General features: G+C 57.9%; 24 protein-coding genes. 6 read left to right on the forward strand and 18 right to left on the reverse strand.

Annotation, left to right across the window (positions count from 1 at the left end; all coding sequences use genetic code 11):
* The first annotated feature begins 97 nt into the window (after positions 1 to 97).
* The 4 genes from IFT84_RS18950 to IFT84_RS18965 all read left to right on the forward strand — a co-directional run bounded on the left by IFT84_RS18950 (position 98) and on the right by IFT84_RS18965 (position 6,984).
* Positions 98 to 1,330 carry a Zn-dependent hydrolase gene (locus IFT84_RS18950; RefSeq protein ID WP_197975610.1) on the forward strand — a complete coding sequence of 411 codons (1,233 nt, stop codon included), beginning with the start codon at positions 98 to 100 and terminating at the stop codon, positions 1,328 to 1,330.
* A 280-nt stretch (positions 1,331 to 1,610) separates the two neighbouring features.
* Positions 1,611 to 2,783: an efflux RND transporter periplasmic adaptor subunit gene (locus tag IFT84_RS18955; RefSeq protein WP_446737626.1), complete on the forward strand. Its 1,173-nt coding sequence runs from the start codon at positions 1,611 to 1,613 to the stop codon at positions 2,781 to 2,783.
* A 16-nt stretch (positions 2,784 to 2,799) separates the two neighbouring features.
* Complete coding sequence (locus IFT84_RS18960; protein ID WP_192122177.1) at positions 2,800 to 6,093, forward strand: efflux RND transporter permease subunit; 3,294 nt, start codon at positions 2,800 to 2,802, stop codon at positions 6,091 to 6,093.
* A 195-nt stretch (positions 6,094 to 6,288) separates the two neighbouring features.
* On the forward strand, positions 6,289 to 6,984 hold the full coding sequence (locus IFT84_RS18965; protein WP_192122178.1) for a cyclic nucleotide-binding domain-containing protein: 696 nt from the start codon (positions 6,289 to 6,291) through the stop codon (positions 6,982 to 6,984).
* Between the two features lie 24 nt (positions 6,985 to 7,008).
* On the opposite strand, the gene ureG is transcribed toward IFT84_RS18965, so the two are convergent.
* The 15 genes from ureG to IFT84_RS19040 all read right to left on the reverse strand — a co-directional run bounded on the left by ureG (position 7,009) and on the right by IFT84_RS19040 (position 18,863).
* Positions 7,009 to 7,629 (reverse strand): urease accessory protein UreG, encoded by a 621-nt coding sequence (gene ureG / locus IFT84_RS18970; RefSeq protein ID WP_244651290.1) that lies wholly within the window; start codon positions 7,627 to 7,629, stop codon positions 7,009 to 7,011.
* Between the two features lie 11 nt (positions 7,630 to 7,640).
* Positions 7,641 to 8,324: an urease accessory protein UreF gene (locus IFT84_RS18975; RefSeq protein ID WP_446737624.1), complete on the reverse strand. Its 684-nt coding sequence runs from the start codon at positions 8,322 to 8,324 to the stop codon at positions 7,641 to 7,643.
* Positions 8,296 to 8,757 (reverse strand): urease accessory protein UreE, encoded by a 462-nt coding sequence (gene ureE / locus IFT84_RS18980; RefSeq protein ID WP_192122181.1) that lies wholly within the window; start codon positions 8,755 to 8,757, stop codon positions 8,296 to 8,298. Before ureE ends, IFT84_RS18975 begins: the two co-directional genes overlap by 29 nt.
* A 7-nt stretch (positions 8,758 to 8,764) precedes the next feature.
* The gene (gene ureC / locus IFT84_RS18985) at positions 8,765 to 10,474 is read right to left on the reverse strand and encodes an urease subunit alpha (protein ID WP_192122182.1); all 1,710 of its coding nucleotides are present in this window, start codon (positions 10,472 to 10,474) and stop codon (positions 8,765 to 8,767) included.
* A gap of 4 nt (positions 10,475 to 10,478) precedes the next feature.
* A complete protein-coding gene (locus IFT84_RS18990) occupies positions 10,479 to 11,087 on the reverse strand; it encodes a Urease operon accessory protein (RefSeq protein ID WP_192122263.1) in 609 nt (202 codons plus the stop codon).
* Positions 11,088 to 11,131: 44 nt separating this feature from the next.
* Positions 11,132 to 11,542, reverse strand: a complete 411-nt coding sequence (locus IFT84_RS18995; protein ID WP_192122183.1) for a lysozyme inhibitor LprI family protein — start codon at positions 11,540 to 11,542, stop codon at positions 11,132 to 11,134.
* Positions 11,539 to 11,844 carry an urease subunit beta gene (locus IFT84_RS19000; protein WP_192122184.1) on the reverse strand — a complete coding sequence of 102 codons (306 nt, stop codon included), beginning with the start codon at positions 11,842 to 11,844 and terminating at the stop codon, positions 11,539 to 11,541. The genes IFT84_RS18995 and IFT84_RS19000 overlap by 4 nt, the downstream gene beginning before the upstream one ends.
* A 9-nt stretch (positions 11,845 to 11,853) precedes the next feature.
* On the reverse strand, positions 11,854 to 12,156 hold the full coding sequence (locus IFT84_RS19005) for an urease subunit gamma (protein WP_192122185.1): 303 nt from the start codon (positions 12,154 to 12,156) through the stop codon (positions 11,854 to 11,856).
* A 16-nt stretch (positions 12,157 to 12,172) separates the two neighbouring features.
* Entirely contained in the window at positions 12,173 to 13,009 is an 837-nt protein-coding gene (locus IFT84_RS19010) for an urease accessory protein UreD (protein ID WP_446737625.1), read from the reverse strand.
* Positions 13,010 to 13,088: 79 nt separating this feature from the next.
* Positions 13,089 to 14,207, reverse strand: coding sequence for a branched-chain amino acid ABC transporter substrate-binding protein (locus tag IFT84_RS19015; protein ID WP_192122186.1), 1,119 nt, complete (start codon positions 14,205 to 14,207; stop codon positions 13,089 to 13,091).
* Positions 14,208 to 14,315: 108 nt separating this feature from the next.
* Positions 14,316 to 14,660, reverse strand: coding sequence for a DUF6867 family protein (locus IFT84_RS19020; protein ID WP_192122187.1), 345 nt, complete (start codon positions 14,658 to 14,660; stop codon positions 14,316 to 14,318).
* A 134-nt stretch (positions 14,661 to 14,794) separates the two neighbouring features.
* Entirely contained in the window at positions 14,795 to 15,520 is a 726-nt protein-coding gene (locus tag IFT84_RS19025) for an ABC transporter ATP-binding protein (RefSeq protein ID WP_192122188.1), read from the reverse strand.
* Complete coding sequence (locus tag IFT84_RS19030) at positions 15,520 to 16,395, reverse strand: ABC transporter ATP-binding protein (protein ID WP_192122189.1); 876 nt, start codon at positions 16,393 to 16,395, stop codon at positions 15,520 to 15,522. Before IFT84_RS19030 ends, IFT84_RS19025 begins: the two co-directional genes overlap by 1 nt.
* Positions 16,395 to 17,957 (reverse strand): high-affinity branched-chain amino acid ABC transporter permease LivM, encoded by a 1,563-nt coding sequence (gene livM, locus IFT84_RS19035; protein ID WP_192122190.1) that lies wholly within the window; start codon positions 17,955 to 17,957, stop codon positions 16,395 to 16,397. The genes IFT84_RS19030 and livM overlap by 1 nt, the downstream gene beginning before the upstream one ends.
* A gap of 3 nt (positions 17,958 to 17,960) precedes the next feature.
* Positions 17,961 to 18,863 carry a branched-chain amino acid ABC transporter permease gene (locus IFT84_RS19040; RefSeq protein WP_192122191.1) on the reverse strand — a complete coding sequence of 301 codons (903 nt, stop codon included), beginning with the start codon at positions 18,861 to 18,863 and terminating at the stop codon, positions 17,961 to 17,963.
* A 287-nt stretch (positions 18,864 to 19,150) separates the two neighbouring features.
* Here IFT84_RS19040 and cysQ point away from each other — a divergent pair, with 287 nt between their 5' ends.
* Both cysQ and IFT84_RS19050 read left to right on the forward strand, forming a co-directional pair.
* Positions 19,151 to 19,969, forward strand: a complete 819-nt coding sequence (cysQ, locus tag IFT84_RS19045; protein ID WP_192122192.1) for a 3'(2'),5'-bisphosphate nucleotidase CysQ — start codon at positions 19,151 to 19,153, stop codon at positions 19,967 to 19,969.
* 146 nt (positions 19,970 to 20,115) lie between these two features.
* Entirely contained in the window at positions 20,116 to 21,129 is a 1,014-nt protein-coding gene (locus IFT84_RS19050; protein ID WP_192122193.1) for a DUF2793 domain-containing protein, read from the forward strand.
* A gap of 3 nt (positions 21,130 to 21,132) precedes the next feature.
* On the opposite strand, the gene IFT84_RS19055 is transcribed toward IFT84_RS19050, so the two are convergent.
* From IFT84_RS19055 to IFT84_RS19065, 3 genes are read right to left on the reverse strand one after another with little or no spacing between them, the layout of a single operon-like run.
* Positions 21,133 to 24,231, reverse strand: coding sequence for an efflux RND transporter permease subunit (locus IFT84_RS19055; RefSeq protein ID WP_192122194.1), 3,099 nt, complete (start codon positions 24,229 to 24,231; stop codon positions 21,133 to 21,135).
* Positions 24,228 to 25,316 (reverse strand): efflux RND transporter periplasmic adaptor subunit, encoded by a 1,089-nt coding sequence (locus tag IFT84_RS19060; protein ID WP_244651292.1) that lies wholly within the window; start codon positions 25,314 to 25,316, stop codon positions 24,228 to 24,230. Before IFT84_RS19060 ends, IFT84_RS19055 begins: the two co-directional genes overlap by 4 nt.
* Positions 25,313 to 26,422 carry an efflux RND transporter periplasmic adaptor subunit gene (locus IFT84_RS19065; protein ID WP_192122195.1) on the reverse strand — a complete coding sequence of 370 codons (1,110 nt, stop codon included), beginning with the start codon at positions 26,420 to 26,422 and terminating at the stop codon, positions 25,313 to 25,315. The genes IFT84_RS19060 and IFT84_RS19065 overlap by 4 nt, the downstream gene beginning before the upstream one ends.
* Positions 26,423 to 26,518: the final 96 nt, after the last annotated feature.

The raw sequence follows: 26,518 nt of genomic DNA on the forward strand, positions 1-26,518 counted from the left end.
GGGAAGACCTTAGTGTTTATCGTCAGTCAGATTATACACTTAAACCCTATCCTTATGAAATCCAAGGGAAATTAGCGTGGCAGCAGCGGGCGAGAACATGCGGATCAATGCCGACCGGCTCTGGGACAGCCTTGAGGAGATGGCCCGGATCGGCCCCGGCCTCGCCGGTGGCAACAACCGCCAAACCCTGACGGACGAAGATGGCGAGGGTCGTCGCTTGCTGCAATCATGGTGTGAACAAGCAGGAATGACCATGGGCGTCGATCAGCTTGGCACCATGTTCTTCACCCGGCCCGGAACCGACCCGGACGCGCTGCCGGTCTATGTCGGCTCCCACCTCGACACTCAGCCGACAGGCGGAAAATACGATGGTGTTCTGGGTGTCCTTGGTGCGCTGGAAGTCGTGCGCTCGTTGAACGATCTCGGCATCCAGACCAGGCATCCCATTGTCGTTACCAACTGGACGAATGAGGAAGGTGCCCGGTTTGCCCCGGCCATGCTGGCGTCCGGGGTATTTGCCGGGCTGCATGAACTGGATTGGGCACTTGCCCGCACCGACGCAACCGGTAAAGTCTTTGGCGAAGAGTTGAAGCGCATCGGCTGGCAGGGTGATGAGACGGTGGGCGCGCGCCAGATGCATGCGTTTTTTGAACTGCATATCGAGCAAGGCCCTATTCTGGAGGCCGAAGGCCGGGATATTGGCGTCGTCACCAGAGGCCAGGGCCTGTGGTGGCTTCAAATCACCCTGACGGGCAAGGATTCCCACACCGGCACAACACCGATGCTGGCACGCCGCAATGCCGGACTGGGCATGGCGCGCATCATGGAACTCGTTCACGCCATAGCGATAAATCATCAGCCGGATGCCGTGGGCGCGATTGGCCATGTGGAGGTGTTTCCAAACTCGCGCAACGTCATCCCCGGTAAAGCCGTCTTTACAATCGACTTACGGTCGCCTGACAAAGACATCCTCGACGCTATGAAATACCGGCTGGAGGAGGAAGCGCCGCGCATCGCCGAAAGCCTCAATCTTGGTTACAGTCTTGAAGTGACAGGCCATTTCGACCCGGTCCTATTCGACGAAACCTGCGTGAACGCGGTGCGCAACGCCGCCGAACGGCTGGGCTACAGTCATCGAGATATCGTTTCGGGTGCCGGACACGATGCGTGCTGGATCAATCAAATAGCCCCGACGGCTATGGTGTTTTGCCCCTGTGTGGATGGCCTGTCGCACAATGAGGCCGAGGCAATCACCCGCGAATGGGCGGGTGCCGGTTGCGATGTGCTGCTACACGCGGTAGCCGAGACAGCCGTTATCGTCTCGGATTAGCGCCTGTCGAGACACTTTCCGATGTTTGAAGTGGTTCAGTCAAAGAATTCCCTGTTTTTATCCAAAAATCGCCCCCAACACTTGTATATCATTAACTGTGAATATAGGTTTATGGTGGAGTTTTATGCGGGGAACCCGTTTTTCGCATTTTGTCCTTGAACAGGTCCTATTTTAAGGGTTTGGTCTGATGACACTCTTAAAGTGTTGAAAAGAAGTTACGCGCGTATTGCGATGCGTAATCGGTCAAGGATACGACATGATACGGACGGCATCTTTTGCTCTGGCGCTTTTTGTACTGCCGTTGCTTGCCCTTTCGGGCTCAACATCGGTTGTGTACGCCGCTGAGGAGGCAGCGCCCCCGGCGCGCCAGTCCCTGCCGTCCATCGTTGTCACCACCGCGACGGAACGGATGCTGACCGAACGCGTACTGGCGACCGGCACCGTGCGCGCGGTGGAAGAGGTATTCGTATCTCCCCTCGTTGAAGGCTTACCGGTACAGACACTCAATGCGGACGTGGGCGACCGCGTTGAAGCCGGAAGCACCCTTGCCGTGCTCAATCCTGACACGCTGAACCTGCAAAAAAGCCAGTTGAACGCCAGTCTGGCCAAGGCGCGCGCCGGCCTGGCGCAAATACGCGCGCAATTGGTAGAGGCGCAGGCTAACGCTCAGGAAGCGGTTCGCGTTCGCGACCGCTCCAAGCGCCTGGCGACCTCTGGCTCTCTATCCACCGCCCAGGCCGATCAAACTGCCGCCGCCGCCGATGCGGCGCTTGCCCGTGTGACTTCGGCCGAACAGTCCATAGAAGTGGCGCAGGCTGATATCGAGGTTGTGCAGGCACAAATTGCCGATATTGATTTGCGGGTTAACCGCACAGCGGTCACAACGCCTGTCAGCGGCGTTGTTTCCGCCCGCAATGCCAAGGTCGGTGCCATTGCGACGGGAGCGGGCGATCCCTTGTTTGCCTTGATCCGGGATGGCGCTGTGGAGCTGGTGGCGGATGTGCCGGAAGCTGAAATCTTGAAGTTGAAGGTTGATCAACCGGTTCTGATCCGTCTTGCCGGCAGCACGGCGACACTGGATGGCAATATCCGGCTGATTGCCCCAACCATCGACGCGCAAACACGTCTCGGCACCGTCCACATCCGATTCAAAAGTCCGGATAATGCGCGGGTTGGCATGTACGGCTCTGCGGAAATCATCGTTCAGCAAAAACAGGGCCTCGCGCTGCCGCTAACTGCCATTACCACGGCACGATCCAAAACCATCACGCGCCGCGTCGAGGATGGTGTCGTCAAATTCGCGACCATTACAACCGGCATTCAGGACGGACAGTTCATCGAGATCGCGTCAGGGTTGAAAGCGGGCGAAAAGGTCGTTGCCAAAGCGGGCGCCTATGTGCGCGATGGCGACCGGATTAATCCGGTCGATGCACAACCCGTAGCACCGAAATGATGGAGCGGACACGTCGATGAACTTTTCCGCCTGGTCCATCCGAAACCCCATCGCACCCATTCTGGCGTTCGTGCTGTTGCTGTTTGTCGGGGTACAGTCCTTCTACAAGCTGCCAATCACGCGCTTTCCCAATATCGATGTTCCCATCATTGCCGTAACGGTGGCGCAAAGCGGCGCATCTCCATCTGAGCTGGAAGCGCAGGTTACCAAGGAAATCGAGGACGCAGTTGCCAGCGTGACCGGCGTCGACGAGATCATGTCCACCGTCACCGACGGCCTTTCGACCACGTCCGTTCTGTTCTTCATTGACGTACCAACCAATCAAGCCCTGCAGGATGTCAAGGACGCGGTTGACCGCATTCGCGGCTCCCTCCCCGCAACGGTGGAAGAGCCGATTGTTGCTAAGATCAATGTCGAAGGTCAGGCGATCCAGACCTTCACCGTGTCCTCGCCCGATATGACCCTGGAGGAACTGTCATGGTTCGTTGACGACACAGTCAAACGCGCCTTGCAGGGACAGACGGGCATTGGCCGTATCGACCGCTACGGCGGTGCGGAACGCGAAGTGCGGATCGAACTCAATCAGGACCGACTCAACGCGTTCGGTGTTACCGCAACAGATGTGAACCGGCAGTTGCGGTCGGCCAATGCGGATATCGGCTCCGGGCGCGGTCAGGTGGGTGGCAGTGAACAGGCTATCCGCACCCTGGGCGACGCCCGCTCGGTGGAGCGGCTCTCCAATATGACGATTTCGGTCGGCAACGGGCGCTTCGTGCGCCTGTCGGAGCTTGGAACCGTCACCGACACCTATGAGGATTTGCGGTCTTTTTCGCGGTACAATGGCGAACCGGTTGTGACCTTCGCGGTGTTCCGCTCCAAGGGAGCCAGCGAAGTCAGCGTGGCGGAAAGCGTTGAAGAATCGCTGAAAACCGTGCGGGAAAAGCATCCCGACGTCGCTATCAATCTCGTGGATGATGGCGTCTATTTCACCTACGGCAATTATGAGGCCGCGCTGAACACCCTGCTTGAGGGCGGCTTGCTTGCGGTCATCGTCGTGTTCCTGTTCCTGCGAAACTGGCGCGCAACGCTGATCTCAGCGGTCGCCCTGCCACTGTCTGCCATCCCTACCTTCTGGGTCATGGATATTTTGGGCTTCTCGCTCAATCTGGTCAGCTTTCTGGCGCTGACGCTGGCGACAGGGATTCTGGTGGATGATGCGATTGTGGAGGTGGAAAACATCGCCCGCCATATCCGCATGGGCAAATCACCCTACCGCGCAGCCATCGATGCGGCGGACGAAATCGGCCTTGCGGTCATTGCGACTACGTTCACGATTGTCGCCGTGTTCGTGCCTGTGTCCTTCATGCCCGGCATACCCGGCCAGTACTTCATTCAGTTTGGCCTGACGGTCGCCGTGTCCGTGCTGTTCTCCCTGCTTGTCGCACGGTTGATCACGCCGCTGATGGCGGCCTACCTCATGCGCTCCAGCGACAGCGTGCCCGATCATGAGGGCGAAGGCGGCCGCCTTATGCGCGCCTACACCCAGCTTATTCATGTCACGACGCGCTGGCGCTACACGACGCTGCTGGCAGCCATCGCCTTTTTATGTGGATCGGTTTATTTTCTGATGCAGGTTCCCGGCAGCTTCCTGCCGCCGGAAGACGCCTCGCGCGTGATCCTCTCGGTGGAATTGCCACCGGATTCGACCTTGGATGATACCGACCGCACCCTGACCGCCATCCGGGATCGCATCAAGGATATCGATGGTATCGAGGGCATATTCGCGCTCGGCGGTGCTTCGCCCAAGGGTGATCTGGAACTTCGGCGCGCCTCGATAACGGTGATGCTGCACAAGCTTGATCATTCACTTGTCAACCGACTGGTCAACAAGGGCTTGGGTGGTTTGCCGCTAATTGGCGACTATATGCCGAAACTGCCACCCAAGGGTCGTGTTCGTCCGCAATCGCAAATCGAAGCGGAGATTTTTGCATCTCTGCGGGATCTGCCGGACGTGCGAATCATGAAACTGAACGACCGGGGCGAGCGCGATCTGTCGTTCAACCTTCTGTCCAACACGCCGGAAGACCTGAACGAGACGGTCGCAAAGCTGGAAGCCGCGCTGCGTGCCGACCCGCTGCTGGCGAATGTCAGCGCTGAGGGCTTCCTGCCCCGGCCGGAACTGCAAATCACGCCGCTTGATGACCGCATGGCGCGCCTTGGCATCACCACCGCGCAGATCTCCGAAGTGGTCCGGGTTGCAACCATCGGCGATATCGACGAAGCGCTGACCAAGATATCGCTCGACAACCGGCAGATTCCTATCCGGGTTCAGCTGAATACCGGGTTCCGAACCGATCTGGCTGCACTTCGCAACCTGAAAATCCAGACGGCTGCCGGCGCGCTGGTGCCCTTGGCGACTGTTGCCGACATCAACTATTCGGAAGGCCCAAGCTCTATCAAACGTCACGACCGCAACCGGGTCGTCTCCATCGGTGCCGACCTCCCGGCTGGCGTCGCGCTCAACACTGCCAGCGACCAGTTCCGAAAGATTGCGGGTGAAACCAGCATGCCCGCAACGGTCACCTTTGCCGAAAGCGGCGATGCCAAGGTGCAGGGCGAAATGGTCCAAGGCTTCAAGAACGCCATGATCCTCGGCCTGCTTCTGGTGCTGACGGTTCTTATTCTTCTGTTCAAGGACGTCATCCAGCCCTTCACCATTCTGTTCTCGCTGCCGCTGGCGATCGGCGGCGTGGCAGCCGGGCTGATCGTCACCGGCAATGCGCTGTCCATGCCGGTCCTGATCGGCATTCTCATGCTGATGGGTATCGTCACCAAGAACGCCATTCTGCTGGTCGATTTCGCCATCGAAATGATGCGGCACGGTCTGGATCGCACCCATGCCATGATTGAAGCGGGACAGAAGCGTGCTCGCCCCATTATCATGACCTCCATCGCCATGTCCGCCGGCATGTTGCCATCCGCACTGGGTGTTGGTGAAGGCGGTTCGTTCCGGGCACCCATGGCCGTTGCCGTGATTGGTGGCATCATCGTGTCCACGGTGCTTAGCCTTGTGGTCGTGCCGTCTTTCTTCCTCATCATGGATGATCTTTCCATTCTTCTCGGCCGTATTTTCAGTCGCTTCGTCGGGCCGCGTGATGAGGAAGCGGAGGTGCTGGAAAACGCAGCGCTGACAGAACGGGTCACGGAACAGAGTGCCACCATCACCGGCTTGCAGGAACGTCTCAACGTTCTGGAAGCGGGCGCTACCAGCGGGCACCTGCACCGGCATACGGGAATTGCAGCGGAGTAACCTGTTGGGTGGCGATTGACGCAGATCAAGACGGTCTGCGCCAATCCATCCTATCTCTTTGGCATAGAGCGAAGTGCGTCCATTCGGACGCACAAAGGTCGCTCTACCCCTTTGATTCTACGCATCAAGGCTATCGAAAATCGATTCCGACTTTCGATCCGATGCTAGAGCTCGCAGAGAGCGGGAGCCAGAGCTGTGAAGACGACCCTTGATTTAGACAGTGCCCAACATCAAGCCCTGTTACAGTGCGCATTCCTCTCGCCGTTGAGCGACGCCGCTCGCGACGCTGTCATGCGCACGATGACAGTACGCGGCTATCAGACACAGGATATCGTGTTTCGCGAGGGCACAACGGCGGACACATTTTGCTGTATTCTGTCCGGTCTTGTGCGTCTGTACCGGGTCAATATCGACGGGCGCGAGGCGGATCTTGGCATTTTCAGCGCGGGTGATGTGTTTGGCGAATGCAGCATGTTTCTGCAAAATTGCTATCCAGCCGACGCCAAGGTGGCGGAGAAAGCGGTTCTTGCCCATTTCGACACAGCGATGGTGTTTGAACTCCTGCCAAAATTCCCGGATATTGCGCAGGCAATCAGTGGCATTCTCGCCCATCATTTAAAGGCGGCACAAAACTGCATTGCCGATGACAGGCTGAAAACCGCGCCTCAGCGTGTTGCCAGCTTCCTGTTGGCCCGATGCCCACCCGGCAGCCCCTCGTCAACCTTCCGGCTTCCCTATCAGAAAAGCCTGTTGGCCGGTACGCTCGGTCTTGCGCCGGAAGCATTGTCCCGAGCCTTCTCGCAACTTCGCCTGAACGGCGTATCCATTATGGGCCGCAACATCGCCATCGAAGATACCGAGGCCCTTCGCCAGTTCAGCCGCTCGGAGTAGCTTGCTGGCCGCCAGTCTTTATTTTTACCGCACAGGCTCCAGCCCGCCATGGCGCGCGATGTACTCCACGATACGCTCAATCCCCTGCCCGCGTTTCATATCGGTAAATACGAATGGACCCTGACCACGCATCCGCGTGGCGTCGCGCTCCATGACGCCAAGGTCCGCACCGACATAAGGCGCAAGATCCATCTTGTTGATGATCAGCAGATCGGAGCGGGTAATGGCCGGGCCACCCTTGCGCGGAATTTCTTCCCCCTGACAGACCGAAATCACGTAAATTGTCAGGTCAGCCAGATCGGGTGAGAAGGTCGCCGCCAGATTATCGCCCCCAGACTCGATGAATACGACATCGAGATCCGGCAGGCGTTTGCTAAGGTCTGCAATGGCCGCGAGATTGATGGAGGCATCCTCGCGAATGGCCGTATGCGGGCAGCCGCCGGTTTCCACGCCGACAATGCGGTCTGACGAGAGCGCTTGCATCCGCACGAGCGCTTCGGCGTCTTCGGTGGTGTAGATATCGTTGGTTACGACCGCGACCGAGTAACGGTCGCGCATGGCTTTGCACAGCTTTTCCGTCAGCGCGGTTTTGCCGGAGCCGACCGGCCCACCAATGCCCACCCGCAGCGGTCCATGTTTCTGCATCGTCTTTTCCTTCATGAGCGAAACAGCCGCACCGGCAATATCTCATGCCTCAGGCTGCATATATCAGCGACGATGGCGGAAGAACCAAGATCATCCAGCGTGGACCGCGCCGCTCTGTTCGCGCTATCGCGAACGAGTGTTTCCAGTGTAGATAAAACGCTCAGTCCGTCCGTCTGGCCGATCACGCTCAGTCGTATGCCTGCTGACACGGCATTCGACACCAGCGCATGAAGGTAGGCCGCAAGCGTATCCTCCAAGACCACATCATGCATGGCTGCAACGGACCCTACGGCAACCGGGTAAGCCACGTCCCCGTCGAGCGCTGCGATTGACCCACTCGGCCACTGCGCCGCTGCGGACAAAAACGCCTGCCCTTGAAACACCGTTTCCTGATACCGCTCCCGCGAACTTGGCAAGGCCAGCGCCAAGGCATTGGCCTCCCGCAAGCGCTCTCCGTCATGGCCTGCCGCATGGCTTTCCGCGAGCAACACAGCATCGTTCCACCCGCCCCCGTGCGCCAACACGACGGTCAACCATTCCGACAGGCTTTGCCGGTCGGTAACAATCCGGTCTGCCACGGCCTGCTCCAACCCAGCGGAATAGGCAAATGCTCCCACCGGAAAGGCCGGTGACAACCATGTCAGCAAACGAATGAGCGCGGTCGTATCACCCATGATGATGCGCGTGCCCACCATGTGTATGATAGGCACCGCGCACTGGCTGAAAACGCGCCGTCACCTCCCGCACACCAGCACCAAGCCCTGCGAGCATGGTCTGGATAACCGGGTCGCGCTGAATGAGAATTCGATTGTCCTGTATCTCGGCCGGCAGATGCCGATTGCCGAGATGCCAAGCCAGTTCGATCAGATGCAGCGCGTTCCGTGGGGTTATCTCGTAAAGCTGCTCTTCAGCCGCCGCCACCTCAACGCAGTCTCCATTGCCCAGCAATAGCAGATCACCGTGGGCAAGCATCACAGGCTCTTTGAGGTCCACCATCACCATCTCGTCATTGATAAGATGCAGCAGCTTTCGTCGCAGATGCCTTTGATCGTGCCTCAACACCACCTGGTTTATGGGCGCGGAGTGCGGCGCGTCGGGCTTCAGGATTTCAGTGCAACGCTCTGTCATAGCAAACTCAAAACAGGAAATAACGCTGCGCCATCGGCAGCACAGTTGCGGGCTCGCAGGTCAGCAATTCACCATCGGCCCGGACCTCGTAGGTTTCCGGGTCAACGGAAATATCCGGTGTCGCATTGTTCAAAATCATGGACGCCTTGGAGATCGTACGGGTGTTTTTGACTGCGACAAGCTGCTTGGCAACGCCCAGGCGCGCTGCCAGTCCTGCATCCAGCGAAGCCTGACTGACGAAGGTAACGGACGAGTTGGTCCGCGCCTTGCCGTAAGACGCAAACATGGGGCGGTAGTGAACCGGCTGCGGTGTTGGAATGGAAGCATTTGGGTCTCCCATAGGAGCCGCCGCAATGGAACCGCCTAGAAGCACCATGTCCGGCTTGACCCCGAAGAAGGCGGGATTCCAGATCACAATATCGGCACGCTTGCCGACTTCGAGCGAGCCGATTTCATGGCTCAACCCTTGCGCGATGGCCGGATTGATCGTGTATTTGGCGATATACCGGCGGACACGGAAATTGTCGTTTTCACCGGTTTCCTGCGGGTGCCGCCCGCGCTGGCGCTTCATTTTATCGGCGGTCTGCCATGTGCGAATGGCAACCTCGCCCACCCGTCCCATCGCCTGACTGTCCGACGAGATGATCGAAAACGCGCCGATATCATGCAGAATATCCTCCGCCGCAATCGTTTCGCGGCGAATGCGGCTTTCCGCAAACGCAATATCCTCCGGGATCGACGGGCTGAGATGATGGCAGACCATCAGCATATCCAGATGCTCTGCCAGCGTGTTGACCGTATAGGGGCGCGTGGGATTGGTGGATGACGGAATGACGTTCTGCTGGCCGCAGATGCGAATGATATCCGGCGCGTGGCCACCCCCCGCACCCTCGGTGTGGAAGGCGTGGATGGTGCGCCCGGCAATCGCAGCTATCGTATCCTCCACAAAGCCGCTTTCGTTCAGCGTGTCGGTGTGGATCATCACCTGCACATCGTATTCATCGGCCACCGACAGGCAGCAATCAATGGCACCCGGCGTCGTCCCCCAGTCCTCGTGGAGTTTCAGCGAGGTTGCGCCGCCCAGAACCATTTCCACCAGCGCACCCGGCAGCGAAGCATTGCCCTTGCCCGCAAAGGCCAGGTTCATCGGAAAGGCATCGGCGGCTTCGATCATGCGGGCAATGTGCCACGGACCGGGCGTACAGGTGGTGGCCAGCGTGCCATGGGCCGGGCCTGTGCCGCCGCCAAGCATGGTGGTCAGTCCGCTCATCAGCGCTTCTTCGATCTGTTGCGGGCAGATGAAATGGATGTGGCTGTCCATGCCGCCTGCCGTCACGATCTTGCCTTCGCCTGCGATAATTTCCGTGCCCGGACCGACGATGATGGTCACACCGCTCTGCGTATCAGGATTACCGGCCTTGCCGATGGCAGCGATGCGTCCGTCTTTCAGACCGATATCGGCCTTGACGATGCCCCAGTGATCGACAATCAGCGCATTGGTGATCACCGTGTCCATGGCCCCATCGGCGCGGGTTACCTGACTTTGGCCCATGCCATCGCGGATGACCTTGCCGCCGCCGAATTTTACTTCCTCGCCATAGGTGGTGAAATCCTTCTCCACCTCGATGAACAGTTCCGTATCGGCCAGCCGCACACGGTCGCCCACCGTGGGGCCGAACATACTGGCATAGGCGGCGCGCGACATGCGGTAGGACATGGGTTTAAGCCTTCCGGTGTTGGTTGAATCGAGGTGCGGCATCCAGACGGCGCAGCTTGCCCGCGGCAATCAGATGATCGGTAAAGCGGCGCTCCGCCGCAAACGGATGGCCCGGCCAGCCGATGTGGTCGAACCCGGCGATGACCACTTCGTCATCGGTCTTCTCAGCGCGGGCAACCGTGTCGGCGATGACAATCAGGCCGCTGCTTGGGCTGACAAAAGGCGTCTCGGCGAGAGCGCTCAAATGGCGGTCCGTCGCGGCATGTACGGCGTCGCTCACCACGCGCAGCTTTCGGCCCGTGGCCGTGGCAAATGCGCGAAAGCCTGCGGTATAATCGTCGCAGAAATCCTCAAGTTCGGGGTAGTTTTCAGCAATTGCCGGGCGCTTGGCTTCAAACATGTCGGGCTGGCGAACGCACCAGATTTCACGCGCTGCGACAACACCGGGATTGCGGGACCAGCCTGCGCGCCCCAGCATCGACAAGGCCGGGCGGCCCGTGTTGCAGACCGCAACCACATCCGTGCGCCTGCCACCCGCGCCCATGGAACGGCAATCATTAAACCGGATGACACAATCGGCGGCATCGATAAAATTTGCTGCACCCGATGGCATGGACCCGTTGCCTGCAATGACAATGACGCGGCGCTTGCGGTTACTCAATGAAGGGTCACCCGCTCGATCATTTCTTTTGTGCGGACCTTCGTCAGCCGTATTTCGCAATGGGTAACAAACACACTTTCCAGGGAGCCACCTCGTGCGCGGAAACCTTCGACAATGCAGTTCTGATCGCGATAGACAATCCACGCGCGCTGCGCAGCGATCAAGGCTTTAACGGCCCCTTTCATTTGCTCGTCCTCTTCAACCGCGTCCCATTCTTCTGCCGCCTGCCTCAACGCCTTATAAGCACGATTGAGATCAGCATCAGCTTGCTCAAACGCATCCTTCAAGCACATTTTGATATCGTAAGTAGTAACTTTATCTGTACAGGGAAGTTTTTCTTCAGCAAACGCAGGAGAACCAAAGCAAACGCCGACTATCAACACCGCACGGCACAACCAACCGATCATAGCTTACCCATGACCTTCTGACGAAAACCATACACGGTCTGCAAACCGCCAAAGGGTACCAGCGCGACAGTGCGCGTCTGCCCCGGCTCAAACCGGACTGCCGTGCCTGCCGGAATGTTCAGCCGCAGTCCGCGTGCTGCGTCCCGATCAAAGGACAAACCTGAATTCGTTTCGGCAAAGTGATAATGGCTGCCCACCTGCACGGGCCGGTCACCCGTATTGGACACATCCATAGTTACAATCGCAAGGCCGAGGTTCAGTTCGATATCGCCGTCTTTAGCCAGTATTTCGCCCGGTATCATCGCAGGCCCTCAGCGTATGGGTTGATGAACGGTGACAAGCTTGGTTCCATCCGGAAACGTCGCTTCTACCTGAATATCGTGAATCATCTCCGCAATTCCCTCCATGACCTGATCACGGCTGATGACATGCGCGCCCGCTTCCATGAGATCTGAGACCGCACGTCCGTCGCGCGCACCTTCCACGACGAAATCACTGATCAAGGCAATGGCTTCCGGGTGGTTCAGCTTGACGCCTCGTTCCAATCGGCGCCGGGCTACCATGGCAGCCATGGAGATCAACAGCTTGTCTTTTTCACGCGGCGTCAGGTTCATTGTTGCTCCGGTGTCTCTACAATGTCCATACTTTTGGCACTGGCGCGTTTTTGCGCAAGTGAGAAAGTAAGGGAATCAGAATTTTTCTGAGAGTGAACCCGTCTGAGGCTACCAACCGTGCAACAAGCTTTTGGCCGGTGCCAACACTCCAATGGCTGATACCGCCGTTCGTTGCGGCCAAAAGGGCGCGAGCGGCGGGCAAAAGCGCCTCACAATCCGCGCCCGTGTATAAAACCGTGGCAAAAGCGGCATGACCATTCAGACTGGCGTTGTGGCCCATTTGGCCTGCAATATCACCGGCAAGCAGCAGGTTTTCAGCGTGAATCAGCTGTCCATCGCGCCGGATCCGCCAGCGATCGCGAAACAAACCGGTTAAGACTGATTCGCCCATGGCTTTTCGTCCCAGCAATACCGCTTCGGCAGCCAGAAATTCGGCATTGCCGGTCAATTCAACGTCTAGTTGGCGCGATAGGGCTGCCCGATCAAACAGGATCGTCTCCTGCGGCAGCCAGTCAAGACGAGCGTCATTTGCCACGGACAGTCGTGTGGCAACACGGGCAACATCCTGCATCGCCTTGTATATTTTTTCGCAGGCCTGCGTGGTGAGAGTCAACTGGGTATGATGGGCCGCATCGAACGTCCAGTCGATCCGGTCGCCGCCCGTTAGCCCACCGGAACTGTTGATGAGCACCGCCTCCATCGTCCCGTCAAAGCTTTCCGGGAAGCGGATTTTCGCGCAGCCATCCTGATAGAGACGGTTGATCCGTGTCACCGGTCGAGTGATGCCGAGCGGCTTTACACTCAGCCGCGCTGCGCCTTGGGCGCGCTGTGGCCTTGCTGTTACGGGGTCCACAAAGCCTCCTGATAAAAGGTTTTCAAGAAAAAAGCCCGGCCTTGCGGCCGAGCTTCACTTTGCAGTTTATGGAGACGGCTTACTTCAGTTCTACGTATGTGTACTTGCCGTCGCTGCCCTTTTCCCACTGGTAGACAACGTAGCCAGCGTCTGTACGGTCGCCCTTTTCGTCAAAGGACAGCTCGCCCAGAACGGTCTTGAACGGACCCTTGCTCTTGATTGCTTCGGCAACAGCCTGTGGATCGTTGCTACCAGCCGCTTTGGCCGCGTCCGCGATGATTTGCAGCGAAGCATAGGAGTACAGTGTATACGCTTCAGGTGTGAAGCCAGCCTTGATGAACTTGTCGACAAGTTCCTTGTTTTCAGGCTTCAGGCTCGGGTCTGGGCCGAACGTGTTGTACGTGCCTGCAACGGCATCGCCGGCAATGGAGGCCAGTTCGTTGGAAACGATACCGTCACCGGAAAACAGCGGTGCCTTCAGGCCCTGCTCTGCTGACTGGCGAATAATAAGACCAGCTTCCGTGTGCAGGCCACCCCAATAGATCAACGTGACGCCCGCTTCTTTCATTTTGGAAATGAGTGCGGAAAAGTCCTTGTCACCGGTGTTCACACCTTCGTAAATGACTTCCTTGACTCCCGCATTGCCGAGTGCCTTGCGGGTTTCATCGGCAAGGCCCTGACCATAGGGGGTCTTATCGTGAATGATGGCGACTTTGGCATCCTTGAACTTCTCAGCAATGTACGCACCGGCAACGGCGCCCTGCTGATCGTCACGACCACAGACGCGAATGGTGTTCCACAGGCCGCGCTCGGTGAAAACGGGGTTTGTCGCAGCCGGTGTGACTTCGAGAATGCCGTTTTCAGCATAAACTTCGGATGCCGGGATCGACACACCGGAGTTGAAGTGACCCACAACGAACTTTACGCCGTCGGCTGCGAACTTGTTGGCAACCGAAACGCCCTGCTTGGCATCTGACACGTCGTCGCCGAGCACGATCTTGATCATTTCACCGTTGATGCCGCCAGCCGCATTGATATCAGCGGCTGCCTGCTCTGTCCCGCGCTGTATCTGCGCACCAAAGGCGGCATTCGGGCCGGTCAAAGGTCCACCAACGCCCACCAGAATGTCAGCCCAGGCAGCACCGCCAAAGGCGACCAGTGCCGACATGGCAACGGCGGAAAAAAGAGATTTCTTCATGATATACTCCCAGTTTCAAGGTTTAAGTTCCACAGTCTGGAGCGACCGCCGCAGTGTCGCGCCAAAATCATCATGCACGTTCCAGTCTTGCCGCTGGGTTCCCGTGACTTACTTGGCTTTCCATGAAAATGGCGAGGCCTTCTCATAGAGCCAGTAGTATTTTGTCGTCATCTGCCCCGTGCGATAGAAGCGATAGGAGGCTGTAGAGAACAACAAAAGTATGATCGTGTCCACCAGGTAATAGTGGGCCGTCAAAAGGGTGGCGCCAAACAGCGCGTAATGAACGAACCGGATCGCGGCGCCCAGAAGGAGGGTGTAAATCACCACCGTCGTGTAGGACTGCCACCCTTCGGCCACGCTTTTGCCCGTACGCCACGCGGTCCATCCGCCGATGACGCAGGTAATGAAAAAGAACTGTAGCACCGAGGCTTCTTCGTAAAGAATTCCCTGCATCTTATGCTCCTGCCGTACTGCGGACGTCTGGGGCCGGACACGGCCCGAAGCAGACATTATGCAGCAGTTGAAATTTCACGCGACCCGTCTTGTCCGGGATAACCGCCAGGTAATTCCCTATGACAACCACCATGTCAGTGACGGCCACCCTCCAGGTAGGCTGCGCGCACTTCGGGATTGGCCAGCAGCTCCTTGCCGCTGCCGCTCATGGTGACATGGCCGTTGACCATGACATACCCCCGGTCAGCCAGCCGCAGCGCGCCAAACGCATTCTGCTCCACCAGAAACACGGTCAGCCCCTGCTCCTTGTTCAACACCTTGATCGCCTCGAAAATCTGCTTGACGATCAGCGGTGCCAGACCGAGCGAAGGCTCGTCGAGCAGCAACAGCTTGGGCCGCGCCATCAATGCGCGCCCGATGGACAGCATCTGCTGCTCACCGCCCGACAGCGTGCCGCCGCGCTGCGCCTGACGCTCCTTCAAACGGGGAAAAAGAGTAAATATCTTTTCCACATCCTCGTCAAAATACTGAAGTTTGTCGAGGCTCGCACCCATTTGCAGGTTTTCATAGACCGTCATGCGCGGGAAGATACGACGGCCTTCCGGCGACTGCGCAATGCGCAGACGGGCAATTTCATGGGTTGGCAGGCGGGTGATATCTTGACCATCGAACAGGACCGAGCCGGTGCGCGCCTGCGGACTGCCGCAAATGGTCATCATCAGCGTGGACTTGCCCGCGCCGTTAGCACCAATCAGGCAGACGATTTCGCCGGAATGCACCTCGATATCGACCCCGCCCAGAGCGCGGATATTGCCATAATAGGTTTCAACGGATTTAACCTGAAGAAGCGGTTCAGTCATCAGAGCGCTCCTCCTTCATGACCTTCGACAACAGCGATTACCTCTTCGACTTCGTCATCCTCCACACCGAGATAGGCAGCGATAACCTTGGGGTCGTTCTGAACGTGGTTCGGCGTGCCATCGGAAATCTTCTGGCCGTATTCCAGCACCACCACATGATCGGAAATCTCCATCACCACCGACATATCGTGCTCTATCAGCAGAATAGACGTGCCTGATTCAGTGCGAATCGTCCGCAGCAGATCATTCAACGCCAGTGATTCGCGCGGGTTGAGACCAGCGGCTGGCTCATCCAGGCACAAAAGCTCCGGTCCCGTGCACATGGCCCGAGCAATTTCCAGACGGCGCTGGTCCCCATAGGGCAGATCACCTGCCGGATCATCGGCGCGGTTCAACAAATTCGCGCGGTCCAGCCAGTGGCGGGCGATATCGACAGATTCCGCGGCTGCCTTCTTGTAGCCGCTGAACCCGAGAAGGCCGAGCACCGTGTAGCCGGACGCCTTCATCAGCATATTGTGCTGGGCAACCAGCAGATTTTCGAGCACCGTCAGCCCTGAAAACAAACGGATGTTTTGGAATGTGCGTGCAACTTTGGCATCACGGGTGATTTCAAAGTCCGGCATGCGTTCCAGCAGAAACTCCGGGCCGGCTTTCTGACGCAGTGTAATCATGCCCATGGTTGGCTTGTAGAAGCCGGTGATGCAGTTGAACACCGTGGTCTTGCCCGCACCATTCGGGCCAATCAACGCCGTGATGTTGCCACGCGCTGCCTCGAACGAGAAATCGTTGATGGCCATCAGGCCACCGAAGCGCATGGAAAGATGTTCGACCTTCAGAACCGGGTCTTGAATCATTGCAGTCTCTATCCCCGTCATCAGCCGTGACCTTCTTTGGTAAAGCTGCCGGAGACCGCTTTGCGCTCGTTGAGGAACGCGGTCGGTTCACGGCTACCCACAAAACCGCGCGGCTTCCACACCATAACGACCACCATCGCCAGGCCGAACAGCAACATGCGGTAGAGTTCCGGCGTAAAGTCCGGACCGAAGATCACCTTGAGGAAACTCAGTTCACGCAGGATTTCCGTGCCACCCACCATGACCACCGCCGCAATGGCAATACCGGTGAGCGAGCCCATGCCGCCCAGTACCACGATGGCCAGGATGACCGCCGATTCCAGGAACACGAAGGATTCCGGTGACACAAACCCTTGCCGCACGGCGAAGAACGAGCCGGCAAAGCCGCCGAACATTGCGCCGATGGCAAAGGCTGTAAGCTTGGTCGTCACTGTGTTGATGCCGAGCGCCCGGCAGGCAATCTCGTCTTCACGCAGCGCCTCCCAAGCACGGCCAATCGGCATACGGCGCAGGCGAATGGTCACGAAGGCCGTCAAAAGAGCAAGCGCCAGAATGATGTAGAACAGGAAAATTTTGTAGTAGGCCGATGACGGCGGCAGACCCATCAGGGCTGCAAAGCCGGTCTTCGTTGCATCGAACTTGATGCCGAACAAGGTTGCCTTGGCAATGCCGGAAATACCGAACGTACCCTTGGTGACGGCTGTCCAGTTGATCAGCACGAGGCGGATAATTTCACCAAAGGCAAGTGTCACGATGGCCAGATAATCGCCCCGCAACCGCAGAACAGGAAAACCAAGGATCATACCCCAAAAGGCAGCCAGAATACCGGCCAGCGGCAACAGAACCCAGAAGGACAAGCCAAAATAGCTCGACAGCAGCGCATAGGAGTAGGCCCCCACCGCATAGAAGGCCACGTAGCCAAGGTCCAGAAGCCCGGCCAAACCCACCACGATGTTCAGCCCCCATGCCAGCATCACATAAATAAGGATCTGGATCCCGAAGTTATCAATCCACTTCAACGAGCCCTGAAAGCCGAAGAAATACACGATGACAGGCGGATAGAGTACAAGCGCCACGATGGCGAGCTTGGCAAAGTTATCACCCACGAACACGCGGAAGTAAAAGAAGAAACAGGCAATGGCGTAGATGACCGCGAGGCCGCGCACCATGCCAAAATAGGCAAGCCCGGTGGGCGACAGGCTTTGCTCCGCCTGGGATGCAAAGACGTACATCGCCACCGCCAGCACCAGCGCGATAATGAACGCAGGCAAACGGAAGAACCGCGCTGCCGATGTGGTCGGCATTTCGCCGGTCGTGACGTTTCTGACCTTTTGCGAGGCCAGATACGGACTGACATAGGCAACCATCAGGAACCGGGCCGCCATGACAGCCAGGATGAGAATTGTCAGTGTCTTGGGATGTGGGATCAGAACCAGTTCGTTGCGAATGTTCTGGCCGCTTTCGAGGCCGACAAACAGGGCAAACATGCCAAGCGCAATCAGGCCGGCGAAGAACGCCTCACGCAATGCTCGCGCCATGCGGGCGGAGCCATCGGCATCCACGGAGTTGGAGAAATTGGCCATGAGTTACACTTTCTCGACTTCTGGACGCCCAAGGATACCCGAAGGCTTGAAGATCAGCACGATCGCGAGAATGGAGAAGGTCGCCACGTCCTTGTAGTCGATGGAGAAATACGCCGACCAGATGGACTCGATCAGCCCGATGAGAATACCACCGAGAACGGCACCCGGAAGCGACCCGATGCCGCCCAGAACCGCCGCCGTAAACGCCTTGACGCCCGGCACGAAACCATCGGTAAACACGGCAACCCCGTAATACATGAGGTACATGGTACCGGCCACCGCAGCCAGCGCTGCACCCATGACGAAGGTGATGGAGATGGTGCGGTCCACGTCAATGCCCAAAAGAGCCGCCATCTTGCGGTCCTGCTCGGTGGCGCGCTGCGCGCGGCCCAGCGCCGTTTTGTTGACGATGTACCAGAACACGGTCAACAGCACCGCCGTTACCAGCACAATAATAATCTGCTTCAACGAAATCGAAATGCCGAACACTTCATACACGGATGAAACCAGCTGCGGGATTGGCTTGTTGCGCGGACCCTGCGTGACCTGAATGAAGTTGGACAGCACGATGGACATGCCGATTGCGGTGATCAACGGAGCCAGCCGGAAGGAGCCTCGCAGCGGTCGGTACGCGACCCGCTCGATGCGCCAGTTCCACAGCGCCGTTACCAGCATCGCAACAATCAGCATCAGCAGAAGTGCCAGTGCTGCCGGAATGCCGACAAAAAATGTTGTGAGAAGAAGATAGACGATCAAAGCAGCGAAGCCGCCAAGCATAAAAATATCGCCATGGGCGAAGTTGATCATGCCGATAATGCCGTAAACCATCGTATAGCCAATGGCGATCAATCCATAGATAGAACCTAGCGTAAGCCCATTCACGAGCTGCTGGATAAAGTACTCCATATGCCATCCCCTGGCGCGGAAACTGAAAGTCCCGGCCTTTTTCTTAGGCTCTTTTCGAGCTCATTGAGGGTTCGATTCCTAGTGATTTAAATTGAAATGTGAAGTCAAAAAGTGCGCTGTTACCAATTAGTTTGATGCTTTTTAGAAATCTGGCGTTTTTTCTGTCAAAAAATCCAAATTAGAAGCACGATCCGCACGCATTTTAAGCATTTTATGAAATAAAAGAACAGGAGTTGGGAAGTGGTGTAACTTGGGCTATGGTCATTCAGGTTTTTGAGGGTGACGCCATGCTGGAGATTTTGGAGAAGGTTGCCATTGAGGCGGGACAGGCCATTCTGGACATCTATCGTTCCGGACCATCGGTTTCTCTTAAGTCTGACCGCTCTCCGGTTACCGATGCCGATGAACAGGCCGAGCGGATGATTCTGGAGCAATTGGAGCTGCATTTTCCCACAATCCCCGTTGTCGCCGAGGAAGCAACCGCAGCCGGCGTCGTGAGCGATATTTCGAGCAACCGGTTTTTTCTGGTCGACCCGCTGGACGGAACCCGCGAATTCATCAGCAATAACAGAGACTTTACCGTCAACATTGCGTTGATTGATAGAGGTAATCCGGTGCTGGGTGTGGTGTACGCTCCCGCGTTGGGGGTCTGCTACAGCGCTGCACAGGGTAAGGCTGAAAAGTTTCGGGTAGACGACAGCGCAACGATTAAGGATCGTGTGCTGATTGGCTGCCGTATTCACGGCAGCCAGATCAAGGCCTTGGCAAGCCGCTCGCACCGGTGCGATGCGACGATTGATTATATCCGCGAAAACTCCATTTCAGACGTCGATTCCGTTGGTTCTTCCTTAAAATTCTGCCTTCTGGCCGAAGGGGTGGCGGATATCTACCCGCGGCTCAGCCGCACGATGGAATGGGACACGGCAGCGGGCGACGCCATTTTGCGGGCAGCGGGTGGCGAGACGCTGACGCTGGACGGCCGCCCTCTCCTTTACGGCAAAGTCAACCAGACGCATGACAGCGACTTTGCCAATCCAGCCTTCGTCTCGCGGGGACGCACCAGAAGTGTATCGGAACAGACTCCGTTTTCACTGGAAGTGCTCTAGCTTCTTATTTTGTCGCATTATCCGGACGTGAGAACGACTCCGTTTTCACTGGAAATGCTTTGGCGCCAACGTGTAAATATCACTCCGGCTGATCCCCGTTCAGTCAACCGGGTTTACAGTGGCCCATTCCCAAACCGGAGTGTGCCATGCTGAATGAACAGACCAAACGCCTGAACCTGCCTTACATCATGCCATCGCAGGCCCAGAAACACATCACCCACAATGAGAGCCTGCAACGGCTGGATGCCATTGTTCAACTGGTTGTCAAAGATGTTGTCGCCACGCCGCCGGGCGATCCCGTCGCCGGTGATTGCTTTGCGATCACAGAACAGGCGGCGGAGGCATGGACACAGCAAGCGGGCAAGCTTGCCTTTTATCAGGATGGCGACTGGATTTTTTTGACCCCGCAAGCTGGCTGGCATGGATGGTTTCTGAGAGATCAAAGTCTGCGCATACATGATGGAAAAACGTGGGCATCGTTTGACCCGCTGAAAGACATCACGAGTCTGGGCATCAATGCTCAGGCAGACGATTACAACCGCCTGACGGTGCGTTCTGACGCCAGCCTGTTCAACAATATTGGCGCAGGCCACCAGATCAAGGTCAACAAGAACGGCGCAGGCGATACGGCATCGGTTCTGTTTCAGACCGGATGGTCGGGACGCGCAGAGATGGGGGTAACGGCAGGCGATCGTTTTGAGATCAAGGTGAGCGCAGACGGAAGCGCTTGGGCGAGCGCCCTTACGGTCATGCCGAATGGCGCGGTTTTAAGCCCGAACAGACCGGTTGCCCGTGTACGCCCTGCGTCCGACCTGCTGACCTCGGCTAGCGTTCAGCAGACCGGGTTCGACGATCCCCTGTTTGCACAGGGCGGCTTTGCCCTGGGCGCAGTTGTGGTCAATGGCAAAGGTAAGCAACTGCTTGTGCCAACCTCGGGGCCTTACCTGATCAGCCTCAGCGTTGAAGCCACGGCGTCCTCCGCGTTTACCGTCGGTGTGATGATCGACGGTACGTCCCGTATCGTCGGGCGAAAAGGCAGCGGAACGGCATTGACCGTTGCCTATCTCAATGAGGGGGACCGGATCAGCCTCGACCACACAGGAACCGCAAAAGTCGATTTCAGTGATAGTCGAACCGAATTGACCCTTGTTCTGCTTTAACCACTATACCGGAATAGCATCAGCGGGATCGGCGGGCTTGTCCTCGCCGGTCTTCGGGTCAACCTCCGCCGGGTGAATGCGGAACCATGCCACGTACAATGCGGGAAGAAACAGCAGCGTCAACACCGTACCGACGATGATGCCACCGATCATGGCATAGGCCATCGGTCCCCAAAAGATTTCACGCGCAATCGGGATCAGCGCAAGACTTGCCGCCGCTGCTGTCAGCAGAATGGGTCGCATACGATGTTCCGTGGCTTCCCGCACCGCATCCCATGCCGGCAGGCCTGCCTTGCGCAAATCCTCGATTTGCACCACCAGAATCACCGAGTTGCGGATCAGGATTCCGATAAGAGCCAACACGCCGAGAATAGCCACAAAACCGAGCGGCGTTCCGGTCGGCAACAGCGCCGCCACCACGCCGATCAGGGCCAGCGGTGCCACCGCGAAGACCAGGAACAGACGCGAGAAACTTTGCAACTGCACCATCAAAATGGTGGCCATCAGGAACAGCATGAGCGGCACCACGGCGGCAATCGGTCCCTCACTCTCGGCACTGGCCTCGACGGCACCGCCGATAGCGACCGAGTAACCATTTGGCAGCGCATCAGCGAAGGTTTTGACCTCTTGCGTCAGTTGCACGGCGACAGTCGCCGGTTGGGTCGTGTCGATCACACCGGCTTTGACGGTCACGGTTGGCAGGCGCGAGCGACGCCAAACCACTGGCTGTTCCATTTCATAGCGGAAGTTTGCCACAGCACCGAGCGGAACGGCGCGGCCGTTGTTGCCCGGCAATTGCAGGGTCCGCAGGGTTTCAATGGATTCCCGCTCGGCTGCATTGGCGCGCGCCATGACAGGCACAAGGTAGATATCGTCACGCACCTGCGTAATGGTTTCACCGCCAACAATGCCATTCAGCGAGGAGGCAATATCCTGCGATGTGATGCCGAGCTGGCGCGCCTTGTCCTGCAGTACATCCACCTTGATCACGCGGGCGGGTTCGTTCCAGTCATAGACGACATCACCCAGATGCGGGTTTTTGGCGAGCATTTCGCCGAACTCCAACGCATGTTTGCGCACCGTTGGAATATCAGGACCGCTGATGCGGTACTGTACGGGACGACCGACCGGCGGGCCAATATCCATCAGCTTGACGAAGGCATCAGTGCCGACCAGTGTCTTTTTCAAGTAAGCCTGAAGGTCGGCCCGCACGGCATCGCGCACCTCGAGACTTTTGGTCACGATGATCGTCTGCCCGAACGACGGCGATGGCGGCTGCACGTCAAACGACAGCACGAAACGGGGCGCGCCCTGACCGATATAGCTCGACCACCGCTCGATATCGCCATTGCCAACGAGTTTTTCCTGCTCAAACTTGGCAATCTGCGCGTTGGTTTCAGCAATCGACGCATTCTGCGGCAGCGACCAGTCCACGATGATTTCCGTGCGATCCGACGAGGGAAAGAACTGCTGCTGCACATGGCCCATGCCGAAGACGGACAGAGCAAAGGCCGCGACGGTCAACGCAATGGTGGTAAACCGCCAGCGCATGCAAATATCCAGCACCCGCGCAAACAGCCGGGCAAAACGACCCTTGCCACCGTGGTGCTGTTTCATGGTCTTGGGCAGGATGGTTACACCCAGCAGCGGCGCGAAAATCACAGCCACGACCCAGGACACGAGCAGAGACACGGCAATGACCACGAACAGGGTGAACGTGAACTCGCCTGCGTTGCTGCTGTTCAAACCAATCGGCACGAAACCAACCACCGTCACCAGTGTGCCCGTCAGCATGGGAAATGCCGTGGAGGTATACACATGGGTCGCGGCCTTGCGCAGCGAATCGCCCACTTCCAGCCGTGCCACCATCATTTCTACGGCAATCATAGCGTCATCGACCAGCAGACCAAGCGCGATAATGAGCGCACCCAGCGAAATACGCTGCAAGGAAATGCCGAAATACGACATGAACAGGAAGGTGATGGCGAGCGTCAGCGGAATGGAGAGCGCCACAACCAGCCCGGCGCGTACCCCAAGGCTGATGAAACTAACCACAAGAACGATGATCACCGCTTCGAACAAGGCACGGGTGAAGCCCGACACCGCCTCCTCGACCACCAGCGGCTGGTCCGACACAAGATGCACACCGACACCGACCGGAAGCGCTTCCTCAATCGACTTCATGCGATCTTCAACTGCCGCACCGAACTCCAGAAGGTTGGCACCCTGCTTCATGCCGATGGCGAGCGCCACGGCGGCTTCGCCATTATAACGGAACAGAGCTGATGGCGGGTCCGTGTAGCCGCGCGTGATGGTGGCTACATCGGTCAGGCGGAAGAAACGGTTGTTGACCTGTAGATTGACGGCCCGCAGGCTGTCTTCAGAAGCAAATTGCCCGTTGACGCGAATTGCTACCCGTTCGCCACCGGCCTGTATAACGCCGGAAGGGGTAATAGCATTCTGCGCCTGCAGCGTGCTCATAACCTGAGACTGGTTGATCCCCAGCGCCGCCATCTGGCGTGTGGAGAATTCGAGGTAGATCACCTCGTTCTGCGCACCGATGATGTCAACTTTGCCGACATTCGGCACGGTCAGAATATGCCGGCGGGCATCCTCCACATAGTCGCGCAACTGGCGCTGCGTCAGGCCATCGGATGTGAAAGCGTAGATGTTGCCGAATACATCGCCGAAGCGGTCATTGAAGCTCGGTCCGACGACGCCGGAGGGAAACTCTCCCCGGATATCGCCAATCATGTTGCGGACGTTCAACCAGATGCCCGCGACGTCGCGACCCTTGGTGGTGGGTTTCAGATTGACGAAAATCAGCGTCTGTCCCGCCGTCGTCATGCTGCGGGTATAATCCAGCGAATCCAGTTCTTCGAGTTTGCGCTCAATACGCTCCGTCACCTGCCGTGTGGTTTCCTCAACCGAAGCACCGGGCCAGGACGCCGAAATCGTCATCGTTTTGATCGTAAAAGACGGGTCTTCCTCGCGTCCCAGGCTGAGATAGGAGGTGAACCCCAGCAGCGTAAACGCAATCATGAAGTACCAGACGAGCGATGCGTGATCGAGCGCCCAGTCAGAGAGATTGAACTTTTTCATATGCTGTCTCCGCCTGTGATTTTCACAGGCTGCCCGTCTTTCAAACTGTTGGCACCGGCTGTCACCACGCGGCGTCCCGCCGTCAATCCATCACGGATAATGATACCGCCATTGACCGTGCTGCCCACCGTAACCGGAACGGCGGAAACGGTGTTGGCTGCCTCATCCACCACCCAGACAAAACTGGCCCGGTCCCGCTCAAAAACTGCCGTAGGCGGCACGATGATCGCCTCATGCACGGCGGTTTTCAGGGTCGCGGTAATGGTCGTTCCCAGGCGGAACGTATCGGGCGGGTTGTCCAGCGCAATCTTGATCCGCCGCGTACGAGTGCTCTCATCCGCAGTCGGCGCAATTTCACGAACCTTGCCGTTGACGTGAATAGCGGGGTTGATCTGCAAGGCGACATCAAACAGTTCATCGCCACGGAAACCGCCGATCACGTTTGGCACATCCACCACGGCATCCCGCTCATCCGGTCTGGCGACGCTGACGATGGTGGTTCCCGCTGCAACAACCTGACCAACCTCTGCGCCCGTTGCGGTGACGACACCGTCGAATTCGGCGCGGATTTGCGTATAGGACAGTTGCTCCTCGACTTTCCTGAGGGAAGCCTGCGCGCGCGCCAGCGACGCCTGTGCGGCTTCACGGGTCTGCTCCGCACTTTCCACGGTCGCCTGTGCCGTGGTGTTGGACTGCAGCAAGGCCTTCATCCGCTCTTCGGCAGCGGTTGCATTGGTCAGCGTGGCTTCGGCGCTGCTGAGATCGGCTCTGGAGGCGCGGATCGCCAGATCAAACGTCGTAGCATCCAGCGTTGCCAACAACTGACCCTTTTTCACGAGGTCCCCCACATCCACATCTCGTGCCACCAGTCGACCGGCGACCCGGAAGGCCAGATCGGTCTGCACACGCGCGTTGACGGTTCCGGCGAAACTGTTTCCGGCAAGCGGAACGGGTTTGACCACCTGCGACAGGACAGGACGCACCGGCTCCGGCGCTTCATCCTCTTGCCCGCTGCAAGACGATACCACCCCTGTCATCACGGCTGCGCAAAGCGACAACACAATCCAGCGATATCCAGCCCTCATGACTTGTCACCTTCATATGCTGGATCCGGTTCCGCGACGCTCACGACCTGATTGGGACGCAGAAACTTTGTGCCGTCCGTCACCACGGTCTCGCCGCCAGCCAATCCACCGCTGATGAGCACGCTGCCGGTTTCATAGGACGCTATCGTTACGGATTTCAGCGAGACCGCTTTGGACTGAGGATCGACCACCCAAACGGCAGGCGTTCCGTCGTTGGCCGAAAGGGCTGTCCACGGCAACACGATCACCCGGCGCGGCATGAAATAGGCGGTGCCGGACACCGAAGAGCCGAGCGTCATGGCCTCCGGCGTCGGGCGTATCGCCACCTTCACCCGCACGGTGCCACTGGCCGTGTCCATGGTTGGTGAAATCTCGCTGACGGTGCCCTGCGCAGTGACCGCAGGGTCAGCCAGCAATGCTATCGTCACGGGCTTATCGAGATATTTTTCGAAGAACAAGGATTCGTAGAGATCGAAGACCGCGTCCCGCTCACCATCGAGTGCGACGGTAAACATGGTCTGGCCCGCCTGCGCCACCTGCCCGACTTCGGCGGTGCGCGCGGTCACAACGCCATCGGCATCAGCCACAAGATCCGTATAGGACAAGGATGCCTCAGCCGTGGACAGTTGCGCAATCGCGGCGTTCAGCGAGCCTTCAGCCGTGCGCAGTGCCGTATCGGCCTGATCGAAGTCGCGCCTTGTGGTAAAACCTCGGCCCAGAAGCGTTTTCTGGCGATCCAGCGCCGATTGCAACTGGCGAACCTGTGCTTGCGCCGACCGTACAGTTGCTCGCGAAGCTTCGACGTCGGCTTCCTGTTCCTGCCTGTCAAGACGGGCAAGGCGCTGCCCGGCCTTTACGCGGCTGCCAACATCCACCAGCCGCTCGGTGATACGTCCGCCAACCCGAAACGCAAGATTGGTTTGTGTGTGAGCGACGATCTCACCGGTCAGCGTCACCGTCTGGTCGCGCTCCACAAAGCGTGCGATCTCCGTTTTGACCAATGTTTCCGGCTTGGCGGCCGGCGTCTCCGGCTTGCAGGCAACCAGTAAGGCACCTGCCAGCCCAACAATCAGCCATCGCCCGCTCATAAGTCCATTAATCTTCATAGATGCTTCCAGCAAGACAAGGCACCATTTAATATGGTTCCTCATTATATCGGGTGAGCCGATTTAACAAGTGGCTAAAGCTGTATTCTCTGATGG

Source organism: Rhizobium sp. CFBP 8762 (assembly GCF_014841565.1).
Classification (GTDB): Bacteria; Pseudomonadota; Alphaproteobacteria; order Rhizobiales; family Rhizobiaceae; genus CFBP-8762.